12 protein-coding genes are annotated in these 13,054 nt (G+C 64.0%); 4 read left to right on the forward strand and 8 right to left on the reverse strand.

Annotation, left to right across the window (positions count from 1 at the left end; translation table 11 throughout):
• Nucleotides 1-17: 17 nt before the first annotated feature.
• Complete coding sequence (locus NTZ43_12820) at nt 18-683, reverse strand: NAD(P)H-binding protein (GenBank protein ID MCX5768094.1); 666 nt, start codon at nt 681-683, stop codon at nt 18-20.
• 169 nt (nt 684-852) lie between these two features.
• Here NTZ43_12820 and NTZ43_12825 point away from each other — a divergent pair, with 169 nt between their 5' ends.
• Entirely contained in the window at nt 853-2,109 is a 1,257-nt protein-coding gene (locus NTZ43_12825) for a FecR domain-containing protein (protein ID MCX5768095.1), read from the forward strand.
• Nucleotides 2,110-2,171: 62 nt separating this feature from the next.
• A complete protein-coding gene (locus NTZ43_12830) occupies nt 2,172-2,615 on the forward strand; it encodes an SET domain-containing protein-lysine N-methyltransferase (GenBank protein ID MCX5768096.1) in 444 nt (147 codons plus the stop codon).
• A gap of 6 nt (nt 2,616-2,621) precedes the next feature.
• On the opposite strand, the gene NTZ43_12835 is transcribed toward NTZ43_12830, so the two are convergent.
• Nucleotides 2,622-3,992 carry a dipeptidase gene (locus tag NTZ43_12835; GenBank protein ID MCX5768097.1) on the reverse strand — a complete coding sequence of 457 codons (1,371 nt, stop codon included), beginning with the start codon at nt 3,990-3,992 and terminating at the stop codon, nt 2,622-2,624.
• A 120-nt stretch (nt 3,993-4,112) separates the two neighbouring features.
• Between NTZ43_12835 and NTZ43_12840 the strand changes: the two genes are divergently transcribed.
• Nucleotides 4,113-5,537: a M20/M25/M40 family metallo-hydrolase gene (locus NTZ43_12840; GenBank protein MCX5768098.1), complete on the forward strand. Its 1,425-nt coding sequence runs from the start codon at nt 4,113-4,115 to the stop codon at nt 5,535-5,537.
• Between the two features lie 87 nt (nt 5,538-5,624).
• Here the strand turns inward: NTZ43_12840 and NTZ43_12845 are convergent, their stop codons facing one another.
• The 4 genes from NTZ43_12845 to NTZ43_12860 all read right to left on the reverse strand — a co-directional run bounded on the left by NTZ43_12845 (nt 5,625) and on the right by NTZ43_12860 (nt 10,142).
• Nucleotides 5,625-6,080: an FKBP-type peptidyl-prolyl cis-trans isomerase gene (locus NTZ43_12845; GenBank protein MCX5768099.1), complete on the reverse strand. Its 456-nt coding sequence runs from the start codon at nt 6,078-6,080 to the stop codon at nt 5,625-5,627.
• Nucleotides 6,081-6,123: 43 nt separating this feature from the next.
• Nucleotides 6,124-9,225, reverse strand: coding sequence for a hypothetical protein (locus NTZ43_12850; protein MCX5768100.1), 3,102 nt, complete (start codon nt 9,223-9,225; stop codon nt 6,124-6,126).
• Nucleotides 9,226-9,313: 88 nt separating this feature from the next.
• Nucleotides 9,314-9,934, reverse strand: coding sequence for a transglycosylase SLT domain-containing protein (locus NTZ43_12855; protein MCX5768101.1), 621 nt, complete (start codon nt 9,932-9,934; stop codon nt 9,314-9,316).
• A gap of 4 nt (nt 9,935-9,938) precedes the next feature.
• Complete coding sequence (locus NTZ43_12860; GenBank protein MCX5768102.1) at nt 9,939-10,142, reverse strand: DUF350 domain-containing protein; 204 nt, start codon at nt 10,140-10,142, stop codon at nt 9,939-9,941.
• Between the two features lie 113 nt (nt 10,143-10,255).
• Between NTZ43_12860 and argJ the strand changes: the two genes are divergently transcribed.
• Nucleotides 10,256-11,422 (forward strand): bifunctional glutamate N-acetyltransferase/amino-acid acetyltransferase ArgJ, encoded by a 1,167-nt coding sequence (gene argJ / locus NTZ43_12865; protein MCX5768103.1) that lies wholly within the window; start codon nt 10,256-10,258, stop codon nt 11,420-11,422.
• Here the strand turns inward: argJ and NTZ43_12870 are convergent.
• Entirely contained in the window at nt 11,419-12,075 is a 657-nt protein-coding gene (locus NTZ43_12870; protein ID MCX5768104.1) for a YdeI/OmpD-associated family protein, read from the reverse strand. The two genes, argJ and NTZ43_12870, sit on opposite strands and share 4 nt — an antisense overlap.
• A 95-nt stretch (nt 12,076-12,170) precedes the next feature.
• Complete coding sequence (locus NTZ43_12875; protein ID MCX5768105.1) at nt 12,171-13,052, reverse strand: protein phosphatase 2C domain-containing protein; 882 nt, start codon at nt 13,050-13,052, stop codon at nt 12,171-12,173.
• Nucleotides 13,053-13,054 lie beyond the last annotated feature (2 nt).

Raw genomic sequence — 13,054 nt, forward strand, 5'->3', positions numbered from 1 at the left:
TCACTCGGTGACGCTACTCATCGAGGCACCCGAACAAGTTCGGCGTTTTCCACCACGCGATGCCCCTGTGCACCGTCGCGCGCCGCGCCGACGAGCGCCGCCGCCACCTGCTGCGCAAACACGCCGCGGTACCTGGCGGGGAGTAGGCGCGAGAGCGGCTTCAGCAACACCTCCCCCAAGCGAAACTCGGTACGGTCTCCCAGCAACATAGACGGCCGCGCGACCGTGAAGCCGGGAAATCCAAGTTGCGCGATGGCCTCCTCGAGCTCGCCTTTCATGCGGCTGTAAAAGACCCGCGATGCTGCGTCAGCCCCGAGGGCGCTCACAAGCAGAAAATGTGGCACGCCTTGGGCACGTGCCATTGAGGCGAGTTGGAGCGGCAGGCCAAAGTCCACCTCCCGAAACGCGTCTTGCGACCCCGCCTTCTTGATGGTGCTGCCAAGCGCGCAGTACAGCTCGTCGACCTCAAACAGATTGGGGGCAAGGGTGAGTGCGCCCCCGTCCGCGAGGTCCGCCTGGACGACGTGGAGCCGCGCGTCGCGGGGCGCGGCCGTCAATGGTCGGCGCACGAGACAGGTTACGCGGGCCACCGAGGGGTCGGCGAGCAGTTGGCGGACGATTTCCTGCCCTACGAGGCCCGAGGCCCCAACCACGAGTGCCCTGCGTCCGGAAGTCTCAGTCATCCCTGAAACTAGCATCGTTCGGGGGGGGCTCAGCACCCCCCATCCCGCGGCGGTGTCGGCATACCCCTGTCAACGAAGCGCGGGAATCCCCACTATTGCATATGAAGGATTGGTGCCAAGCTACGGCGATCCGAACCAGAATGACGGTTGCACCCTATTGGAGGTACTGATGCCCGTGACGCTCCCGGTAGTTGATGGCGATACCCTCAAAGCGCTCCGCGCCAGTGATGAGGCTGCGCTCGAGAAACTATTCCGCGCCGACTACCCCGCGCTCGTTCTGGAAGCCACGGAGGCCCTAGGGGATGCTAGCTTCGCGCCTCGCCTCGCCGAGGACGTGATGCTTTCCGTGTGGGACAAGCGCGCCACGTTCGAAACTACGCAGGCGCTCGACGCCTACATTCACGACGCCGTGCACGCCGCGTCGATTCGCGAAAAGCGCCGCCGCGGCTCGCTGCACCGGCTCGAAGCACACGAAGACAAGCCGCACGCGGAGCGGAAAGCGCGCGCTGAAGTCAGCGTGGACGATGCCTGGGCGCACGTCGTCGCCGCTTTGCATCGGCCCGCGGTCAACGCCGCGGAATCCGATCGGCAAAAGGTGGCGCAGGCGCGCCACGGCGCCGCCTCGCACATCGGCGCCGTCGGCAAACCGCGCTCGCGCAAGGCGGCGTTTGGCGTCGTGTTGGTGTTGGCCGTGCTGGTGGTCATCATCTTCTTGGTGCTCGACAAAGTCGGCGCCGACGCTGCGGTGAATACGGCCGTCAATGGCTCGGAGGCCGTCACGCTCGCTATTCGCAACGGTCAGCGCGGCAAGACCACGCTCGAAGACGGGTCCACGGTGGCCATCGGCGCGGAAACCAAGCTCACCACGCCAAAGGACGCGAGCCCGAAATTCCGCGCCGCCAAGGTTGAAGGCACGGCGTCGTTCGCCGTCGTCAAAGCCGAACGGCCCTTTGAAGTGCGCGTCGGCAAGATTGCCGTCCGGGTGACCGGCCTCGATCTCAACGATTTCGCCGTGCGTGCCTACAACAATGAACCACTGATCTTTGTGTCGGTGAAAACCGGCTCCGCGATGGTGAAGTTTGAGAAAGTGGAACGCACCTTGAACGCCGGTGAAGCGATTTCGGTGACCAAGGAAGGCGCGATGGCCACGCTCAAGCCGGAAGAAGTCGCGGATGCGTTCAGCTGGATTGATGGCAAGATCAGCTTCACCAACCAGCCGGTCAGCCGCATTGTGCCGGAAGTGCGCCGCTGGTACGACTACGTGATCGACGTCCGCGACAAGGATCTGCTCGACCGCCCCGTGACCGTCTCGGCCGAGCTCACCTCGGTCAAAGACATCATCTCGGCGCTCGAAAAAGGCGCGAACGCCAAGTTCGGCTACGACGGCCAAACGCCCATTCTGCGCGACGCGGCCAAGAAGAAGTAGTCGCACCGCCCCTCCAGACGATACGCGCCCCGCGAAACTCGCGGGGCGCGTATCTTTTTCGGGTGCATCCTTTCGAGATCCGCGACTCGCCCATGCAGGGGCTCGGTGCCTTTGCCACACACCCCATTCCCGCTGGGGTGCGCCTTATTGAATACGCCGGCCAGCGGCTGACCCCCGCCGAAGCTGAGGCGCGCTACCCCGACGTGCTTGGGGAACGGCATCACACGTTCTTGTTTGCGATTGATGACGATGTGGTTATTGACGCGGCCTTCGACGGCAACGATGCGCGCTTCATCAATCATTCCTGCGACCCGAACTGCGACGCCGTCATCGACGACGGGCGCATTTGGATTGAGACGCTCCGCGACATCGCGCCGGGTGAAGAGCTGGCGTACGACTACGCCTACGTGCTCGACGAACGGCATTCGCCGGCCGCCAAACGACGCTTCCCCTGCCACTGTGGTGCCGCGAGTTGTCGCGGCACCATTCTCGCCAAGAAACGCTAGCGCGCGTTACGACTTGGTGGACTTCTGGAGCTGCTTGGCCACCGTTTCGACCTCGCGCATCACACGCAGCAGGTTGCCGCCCCACAGCTTGGTGATCTGCGCCTCGGTGTAGCCGCGCCGCACGAGTTCGAGCGTCACGTTGAATGCTTCACCGGCTTCGTTGTAGCCATCGATGCCGCCGCCGCCGTCAAAGTCTGAGCTGATGCCGACGTGATCCAGGCCAATCAGTTTCACGGCGTAATCGATATGATCGGCAAGATCCTTCACGTTGGCGCGCGGTGCGGCAGGAAACTTCGCATTCACCTCGGCGAGGCGCGCCTGGTACTTCACGCGCTGCGCCGAGTCAAGTGAGGCCAGCGCGCCGCCACGGCCGCCGCGTCCACCGCCCGGCGCACCACCAGCGGCCGGAGCAGCGGCCGGAGCAGCGGCCCCCGCGGGAGCCGCTGCTCCACGCCCACCGCGCGCTCCAGCGGCGGGGAGATTGAACTCCTTGCGGAGTTCTTCCATCGCAGCGGTGCGCTCCGGCGAATCGGGCACGGCTTTCTTGAGATAGCCCGTGAACGCCACAATCTGCACCACGCCGCCGTTCTTCTTGAGCGCAAGCAGTTGTTCGTCGTCGAGGTTTCGGCTGTGATCGCACAACGCGCGCACCGCCGAATGACTGGCAATCACCGGCGCCTTGCTCATCGCCATCACCTGCAAGTTCGACGCCTTCGAGGGATGCGACACATCCATCATGATGCCGAGCCGGTTGGCTTCAGCAACCACCTGCTTGCCCAGCGGGGAGAGTCCGTTCCACTTCCACACACCGTCGGCTTCTCCCGTGTTGCTGTCGGAGAGCTGACTATGACCGTTGTGCGAGAGCGAGAGGTACCGTGCGCCAAGGTCGTAGAACTTTCGGACGTTGGTGATGTCTTCGCCAATCGCGTACCCGCCCTCGACCCCCATGAGTGCGACGAGTTTGTGCTCTCCACGAATGCGGCGCACATCGTCAGCGGTGAGCGCGAGTTGAATGCGTGCCGGCGCGAGCTGTTCGGTGAGGCGGTGGATGGCCTCGAACTTCTCCATCACAGTTGTCATCGCCTGCGCGTAGCCAGCCGTAGAAAAGTCATCGCGCTGCCCCGTATAGATGCTAAAGAAGACGGTGTTGAGGCCGCCCTTTTCCATCTTGGCGAGGTCCACCTGCGAGGTGCCACCCGTGACATACGTGGGCGATGCCACGGTCATCGCGGCAGGAGAAAAATCCACGTGCGTGTCGATGGCAATGACTTTGTCGTGGATGGCGCGCGCCTTGGCAACGAGCGCGGCATCGGGCTGCTGCGCTACGAGTGGAAGGGCGGCGAAGAGGGCAACGAGCGCGCGGCGGAGAACGATCACGGGAATCCTCAGATGGGAGGGGATTCCCCAACTTACGACGAACGGAGGTCCGGCGCACTTCCTTGTGCCGCGCCCGTTGGCACGCGAGATTCCGCGCACACTCTTTACTGGTCCTTGCCCATGATTCGTCGCCTCGTGCTCTCCCTCACCGCGCTCCTCCTGGTCCTCGGTGCCGTACGCCCCGCCACGCTCTGGGCGCAGGCCGGCAAGCCGCGCGTGCTCACCCACTGGGATACGGTCGCCCGCGATTTGTTTCGTGAGATGATCGAGATCAACACGCAGGAGAGCAACGGCTCCACGCTTGCCGCCGCTGAGGCGATGGCCAAGCACCTCAAAGCCGCCGGCTTCCCAGACTCCGACGTCACCGTCCTCTCCAACGCGCCGCGCAAAGGCAACCTCATTGCGCGCCTCCGCGGCAAGAAACTCGGCAAAAAGCCCGTGTTGTTGCTCTCGCACATTGACGTTGTAGAAGCCAAGCCTGAAGACTGGACGTTGCCGCCCTACACGTTCATTGAGAAGGACACCACCTTCTACGGCCGCGGCGTCAGCGACGACAAAGATGATGGTGCGATCCATCTCGCCCTTATCATGCGCTTCAAGGCCGAGAAGTTTGTGCCGGACCGCGACATCATCGTGGCCCTCACCACCGACGAAGAAGGCGGCCCTGCCAATGGGGTGGATTGGCTCATCAAGAATCACCGCAACCTGATTGACGCCGAGTTCGCCTTCAACGAAGGCGGCGGTGGACGTGTCAAGAACGGCAAGAAACTGTCACACGACATTCAGGCGAGCGAAAAAAAGGTGCAGAACTTTCAGCTCGAAGCCACCAACCCTGGCGGCCACTCGTCGCGCCCGGTCAAGGACAACGCCATTTACGAACTGGCGGCTGCGCTCACGGCTATTGGCAAGTACGACTTCCCGGTGCATCTGAACGACATTACCCGCACCTACTTCGAGCGTTCGGCCGCGATCACCGAAGGGCCAATCGGACCGGCCATGAAGGCGCTCGTCGCGAACCCCAAGGACGCGGCCGCCGCCGCGCTCATCTCCTCGGATCCGAGCTACAACTCGCAGCTCCGCACGAGCTGCGTGGCCACGATGCTCGACGGTGGGCACGCGCTCAACGCGCTACCGCAGCGCGCGCGCGGTTTTGTAAACTGCCGCATTCTGCCCGACGAAAATCCCGATTCCATTCAGGCCCAGCTACAGCGCCTCGCGGGCGACAAAGTGAAAGTCACCAAGACGCGTGGCGTCGCTGAGAACAGTCCTCCGTCGATCGCCGCGGGGCAGGTGATGGCGGAGATTGAACGCGCCACCAAGGATATGTGGCCGGGCGTCGCGGTTATTCCCACGATGAGCACCGGCGCCACCGATGGTCGCTTCCTGCGCTCCTCGGGCATTCCTACCTATGGTGTGAGCGGCCAGTTCTACGGCGACTCCAACGCCCACGGCATGAACGAACACATTCCGCAGCGCGGCTTCTACGAAGCGGGCGAGTTTATGTATCGCCTCATGAAAAGCCTCACGGGGTCGCCGATCAGCTGATCGACCACCCCGTGAGACGGTGCGCCGAACGCACCGAAGACCGTACCGCGCGCCGCATCGTGATCCTACGATGCGGCGCGTGTGCTATTACGGAACGCTGATGATTTCGACGTTGAATACGAGAATCGCGTTGCCGGGAATCGGGCCGGAGCCCGACGCGCCATAGCCAAGCGATGGCGGAATGACCAACTGGCGCTTGCCGCCAACGAGCATGCCGCCCAATCCCTGATCCCATCCCTGAATGACCTGGCCGACGCCGTACACAAACGGAATCGTACCACTGTCGAACTGCGTACCATTCGCGAGCCAGCCGGTGTACTTCACCGTCACTTGCTTGCCAGTGGCCACCGGCGCACCAGTGCCGGTCGAGATGTCGCGATAATAGAGCCCAGTCGGCGTCTTGATGGACGCCGCTAGATTCACGCCGAGCGACGACGCGAACGTCGCCGTGGTGATGTCGGGGGCCGTCGTGGGCGCTGTGTCGCCGCTAGTGGTGCAGGCGGCGACCGAGAAGGCGAGCAGGGAAGTCAGCAAAGTGCGCATCGATAAGAAGGGAGAAAGAGGAAAGGACGCTACAGCAATCTACTCACATCCGGGGTCCGAGGAGCGCATTGATCTGCTGCACGAGCGCATCGAGCTGTTTGCGCAGCACGCCAAGGCGTTCCACGGCATCCTTCGGCACCTTCTGATCGGCGCCGTTGGTCATCGAATACAAATAGGTGATATGCGTTGCCAGCTCCGGCTGACTGTACCGAATGGGCGGCGTAATGAGCTGCGACGCGAGGGCATTCACCTTCTGCAGCATCGGCGCGTCGGTGCGGAACTGCGTCTGCCCCGCGCGAATGCGCGAGACGGCACGATTGGCGTCGCTCACCAGGTCGCGCAGCTTCATGTTGTGCGCGAACTGCGCCTGCAAGTCGGCGGTCGTAATGCCGTCGGCCGTCACGCGCGGGTCTTCAATCAGCGTGAACTTCTTCGTGTCGCTCCACGCACCGACCGTGAGGCGCACGGCGTAGGCACCGGGCACTGCCATCGGACCGTTGCCGCCTTCGGGTACACGCTCGCTCTGCCATGGGCCGGGATAGCGCAGATCCCACGTCAAGCGATGCATCCCCGCGCTCTTATCAAGGCGCACCGGGCCGCTCGGCCGGCGCGGGCCGGCTTCTTCGTCATCCCCACCAGCGTCGGCCGCCGCCGTTGCCGCACCAGCGCCAGCGCTGCTCAGCGTGCGCACCACTGTGCCTGCCGCATCAAGAATTTCAATCTTGATATCGGTGTCCGCTGCCTTGGCGAGGTAGTAGTCAATCTGTGCGCCGGCCGTGGGATACTGCGCCCCAACGCCACGGCCCATGCCGCCGCTCGCACGAATCTTCATACGCGTTGCCGTGCGCGGCGCATAGAGCACCGCCTCAGCACTCGCCATCTTCTCCGCCATCTGATGTAGCGGCGTGAGATTGTCGAGCACCCAGAACGCGCGCCCCTGCGTGGAGAGCACGAGATCCTTGGCGTGCACCACAATGTCCGTCACCGGCGTGGCTGGCAGATTGAGCTGCAACTTCTGCCAGTGCGCGCCGTCGTCAAAGCTCACGTGCATACCGAACTCGGTGCCCGCGTATAGCAGCTTCGCGCGGTCCGGGTCTTCACGCACCACACGCGTCGGCTCATCTGCGGCAATGCCATTGGTGCCGTCGGTAAGGCGCGTCCAGCTCTTGCCAAAGTCGTCGGTGCGATAGATATACGGCGCAAAATCGCCGAGCAGGAATCGATAGATGGCCACGTACGCCGTGCCCGCGCGGTGTGGACTCGGGTCAATGTTCTGTACGCGGCCGCCGGCAGCGAGCCCCTTGGGCGTGACGTTCGTCCACGTCTTGCCGTCGTCGCGCGTCACATACACCAACCCATCGTTCGAGCCGGTCCAGATGACGCCCTTCTGCACGGGCGACTCACGAATCGCATACAACGTGCTGTACACTTCTTCGCCCGTGGCGTCGCGCGTAATCGGAATGCCACTCGGTTCCTGCGGCTCGCCCTTGGGGAACGCCGTAAGATCAGGAGAGACTTTTTCCCACGTGACGCCTTCGTCACGCGTGCGATGCAGATACTGCGATCCGTAGTACAGCACTTTGGGATCGTGCGGCGACAGCGACATCGGGCTCACACGCTGAAAACGGTAGATGAGCGTTGCGCCGCCATTGCCGTACAGCGACTCGCCGCCCACCCACGACTGCTGCTCGTCGCCGCTCGTCAAGTTCATGCGCGAGAACTGACCTTTGCATGATCCGTACACGATGTTCGGATTCTTGCTGTTCGGAAGAATCGGTCCCGTCTCGCAGCCTGGGCCAGTGCGCCACTCTTCCGCCTGTCCAGTGCCGAGCGGCAAGCTCGGCACGATGAGCGTGGTGTTGTCCTGCTGCGCGCCGTACACGCGGTACGGGAATTGATTGTCCGTGGCCACCTGATAGATCTCGGCGGTGGGCTGATTGTACTGCGAGCTCCACGTCGCGCCGCCGTCGAGCGTCACATTGGCGCCGCCATCATTCGACTGGATCATCACCCGCGAGTCGTTGGGGTTGATCCAGAGATCGTGGTTGTCGCCGTGCGGTACGCGCTCGCTGCGGAAAGTCTTGCCACCGTCGGTGCTCTTGAACCAGCCTTCGTTGCCGACGTACACGACGTCGGGGTTCTTGGGATCCACCTGCAGCGTCGTGTAATAGAAGGGGCGCGTCCACAGATTCTGCGCGCCATTCACGAGCGTCCACGTCGCGCCCGCGTCGTCGGAGCGGTAGAGTCCGCCAGCCGGCTTGGCTTCGATAAGCGCATAGATGCGGTTCGGCGCAGCTGCGGAGATTGCAACATTGCTGCGGCCAAACAATTCCGACGGCAACCCGCCGCCGAGTTTGGTCCAATGTTCACCGGCGTCGGTGCTCTTGTAGATGCCGCCTTCGCGTGCGCCGCTGATGATTGTCCACGGACGCCGCATGCCATGCCACATCGAGGCAAAGAGCACGTTGGGATTGCCAGGCTGCATTTCGAGATCGGCGGCGCCAGTGCTGTCCGTCACGAACAAGACGTTGCGCCAGTTCTTGCCGCCGTCGGTGCTCTTGTAGATGCCGCGCTCGCGCGTGGGCACGAACGGGCTGCCGAGCGCCGCCGCGAACACCATGTCTGGGTTCTGGGGATGCACGCGCACGGTGGCAATCTGCCCCACATCGCGGAGTCCGCTGAAGCTCCACGTCTTGCCGGCATCAAGGGACTTGTACATCCCGCGGCCAATCGAGACGTTGCTGCGAATCTTGCTTGAGCCCGTGCCCGCGTAAATCACATTCGGATCGGTAGCGGTCACTTCGAGCGCGCCCATAGAGCCCACGGGGAGCTGACCGTCGGAGATGTTCTGCCAGTTCGTGCCAGCGTCGGTGGTTTTCCAAATGCCACCTCCGGTGCTCCCCATATAGAACGTGCGCGGCTGGCTCGGCACGCCGGTGATGGCCGTCACGCGTCCACCGCGCGCGGGGCCGATCATGCGGTAGCGCAGGCCCGAGAAGAGCAGCGGGTTCGCGCTGGCCAGCGTGGCCGGTGCAGCCGCAGCGACTGGTGCCGCCGCTTTGGCGGTGCGTGGAGCCTGGGCGCAAAGCGGCAGGGCGAAAGCGATCGTCAGCGCCAGCGGCGCGACGCGCGAATGCAGCGACATAAGTGCTCCTGAAAGTGCACGCGGTGGGAGAGCGTTTCTACCTAGAAAATACGCGAAGCGGGGGTGGTGTGCTGGCTTCGAGCCCGGACTAGCGCTTGGTCGTCAACCGCTGGTAGCTCTGTTCGATGGTCCGCACGTAGCCCAGCGTTTCACGGTAGCGCCAGCGTGGCACCGTGGGTGCTACTTGCTCAATGCTCGACCAGCGGGCGTGGTCGAGCGACGAATCTCGGGCGGTGCGCGTGGCGCGGGCAATCGTCCCCTCGCCGGCGTTGTAGCTCCCGAACATGAAAGCGGGGCGCTCCGCCTCCGCGACGTCCGCGGCCCAGAGCTTCCACAGGTAGCGATCGTGCAGAATCCCCGCCGCGATGTTCCACTCGGGGTCATCAATGGCGCCAAAGTCCGAGCGCTGCGACTGAATATCGTGAAAGGTGCTCGGCATGAGCTGCATGACCCCTTTGGCGCCCACGCGACTACGCGCCTCGGGGTCGAGCCCGCTCTCGGCGAGCCCCTGCGCCTTGAAGCGGCGCCAGTCGAAGCCAATGCCAAAGAATCGTTTGCTGTACTTCTTGAAGGTGCCGTCGTAGCGCGATTCGTCGCGCGTGGCACGTCGCGCCACCACGGCGCTTTGCGCGCCGAGCGGTAACCCCGCTGGGGCGGCGACGGTGAGCGCGATGACAGCGGCCAAAGCCGCCACGGCAAACGACCGCATGGCGCTAGTTCAGGGCGTGGCCGATGATCATGGCAATGGCGATAAACAGCGCCGCAATGAAAATCGCGACCGCCACGTTGCCGCGCTTGAGCTCAGCCGGAAAATCCACTTCGGGGGTGAGCCGGTCGATGATGCGGTAGCTCGCATACATCAGGATCACGCCAAGTACGGCATATCCAAGGTTCAGGCCAATGATTTTCAGGTCCACGCGAGCGCCTCCACGGTGCACTGGGTGAGGGAACGTTGGGTCAGTTAAAGGTACCCCATTCGCCCTCGGGCGGGGCGCCGCATATCTTTCTCGTTCCGCTTCTCCCAACAGCCGTGTCCTACCACAACACTCCGATCTTTCCGCGCGGCTTCCGCTGCGCCAGCCGCAATGTCGGCCTCAAGCCGTCCGCCAAGGACCTCACGCTGTTTGCGAGCGAGGTGGACTGCGCCGCCGCGGCAATCTTCACGCGCAACCACTTTCCCGGCGCGCCGATCATCGTCGGCCGCGAAACAATCAAAGGCGGCATCCTCCGCGCGATTGTGGCGAACAGCAAGGTCAGTAATGTTGCCACCGGCGAGGCCGGCATCTCCAATGCGCGCCGCATGGCCGCCGCCGCTGCCGCTGAGTTGGGGACAACACCGAACAAAGTCCTCGTCAGCTCCACCGGCGTGATTGGCGTTGCGCTCCCGATTGAGAAAATCGAAGTGGGGATCGTCGGTATGGCGGCCGATCTGCAGGAACAGCCGATTGTCGGTGCCGAAGGCATCATGACCACCGACACCTATGCCAAAGCCATCAGCGTGGCGGTGGGCAACGCGACCATCACTTGGGTGGCCAAGGGCTCGGGGATGATCGAGCCGAACATGGCCACGATGCTCGCCTACATTTTCACCGACGCAGCCTTCGACGCTCCGACGCTCGACCGCATGTTGCGCGCGGCGGCAGCAGTGAGCTTCAACATGCTGTCCGTGGATACCGACACGAGCACCAGCGATACCTGCGCGATGCTCGCCAGCGGCCTCGCCGGCCCCGTGGACGAAACTGAATTCCAGCTGGCACTTAACGCCGGCTGCATTCGCATGACCGAAATGCTCGCCCGTGACGGCGAAGGCGCTGAGCATCTGCTCCGAACTTCTGTGCGCGGCGCGGCCACGCACGACGAAGCGCGGATCATTGCCAAGAGTCTCGTGAACTCGCCGCTCATCAAGACAATGGTGCACGGCGCCGATCCCAACGTGGGACGCATTCTGATGGCCGTGGGCAAGTGCACGCCCTGCACGATCAACGCAGCGACTACCGACGCGTGGATCAACGGTTTTCAGGTAGTGCAGGGCGGACGTCGCCTGGAGTTTGACGACAACATCGTGCGCGAAGCACTCAAGCTCGATGTGGTAGAAATCGACGTCGCACTCGGCGTGGGTGACGGCGCCGCCACTGCGTACGGCTGCGATCTCACCAAGGGCTACATCGAAGAGAACGCGGCGTACTACTCGAGCTAAGGGAGCCGCGGCGGCTTCTTGCGCGCCGGTTTCCCGCGCGCCGGCTTTGCCGCCGCCTTCGTGTCGGCCGGTTGTGCGCTGAGCATCTGCGGAATCCACTCGCTCTTCGCGCAACTCGCGATGAGCGTCTCGAGCCGCCCCCTGCGCGTGGCGTCACGCGTCGCGCTTTTCACCCAATGCGCGGCCTTGCGCTGGTAGGACGGTTCCTGCGCTTCCCAGAACGCCCAGGCTCTGGACTGCCGCCGCATCGCGCGTTCGGTGGCGGCGTCGAGGCCGCTGCCGCGCTGGTCGTACGCCGTGCTCTCCGGCCGGTCCTCGTCGCGTCGCGCGAACGCGGCCTCGCCGGTCGGCATCATCAATCCGAGCCCCCGGAGCTCGCCCACGCGCCGGATGCTCTCGCTGCTCCACGTGCTCCTCGCCTGGCGCGGCGCGAAGCGGATGGTGTAGCTCCACGCGTCGTGCGAGCGTCGGACGCCGTCGAGCCAGCCGTAGCAGAGCGCCTGATCCACCGATTCGGGCCACGTCATGCTCGTCTTCCCGCTCTCCGTCTTGTGGAGGCCGACGATGAGTTCCGTGGCGTGCGCGTGGTTCGCGTGTAGCCAGGCGCGGAAGGCGGCGGCGGTCGCGAAGAACGTCGGTTTCGCGGTGGTCATACTGAGTCTCGGTGGGTCACGTGGTGGGATGCTGCATGGACATCAAGGTTTCCATCACGCGCTCCGCGTCAGGACCGGGCATCACGCCCGAAGTCTCAGACGCCCCCCTTCATCGTCCGCGCGACGATCACCGTGACGTTATCGGTGCCGCCCCCGTCGAGCGCGTCCTGCAACAGCGCTTCGCACGCCTGCCGCGCCGACGTCATCGTGGCGAGTCGTTCTCGAATCCGCTCGTCGCTCACATGTTTGGTGAGTCCGTCGCTGCACAGCAAATGCACGACGCCCCACTCGTTGTCTAGCCCAGTGACCACCGGCACCGTATTCGGACCGCCGATGGCGCTCGACAATACATTCGACCACCGCTGGTGCGCACGATCGTCGCGCTTGATCACGCCGGCCGCGAGCAGGTCCTCGGCCATCGTCTGGTCGCGAGAGAGTTGCTGCAACACGCCGTCGCGGAACTGATAGCAGCGGCTGTCGCCCACGTGCAGCAGATACGCCCGCGGCCACACGCCGAGGAAGAGCGTGAGGGTGGTGGCCATGCCAGCGAGCGCCGGCTCGGTGCTGGCGCGCTCAACCAGTTTGGTGTGTGCCCGCAGTGCGGCCGCCTGCAAGGCGATGGCAAAGGCTTCGTCGTCGGCCGGATCGGCGGTGTAGTAGGCGTGCATCCCGCGCGTGACGTACGCGGTGATGGCGTCGAGCGTAAAGCGACTGGCCTCCGCGCCACCTTGACCGCCGCCGACACCGTCAGCGACCATCATCAAGAAGGCCAACCGGTTCATGTCTGGCGTGCGCAGCGTGGGGTCGGGAATATTGCCCATGCGCATCGCGAGATGTTTCTCAAGCGATGCCACCAGAAAATGATCCTGATTTTCCGTGCGGACGCGACCGACGTCCGACAGGCCGTAGACGTCGATCTCGGCGTCGGTCGGTTTGCGCGGAATACTGCCGGTCGGAGTTTCGTGAATAGGGAGCATCG

The sequence above is a fragment of the Gemmatimonadota bacterium genome (genome assembly GCA_026387915.1).
Lineage (GTDB): Bacteria > Gemmatimonadota > Gemmatimonadetes > Gemmatimonadales > Gemmatimonadaceae > Fen-1231.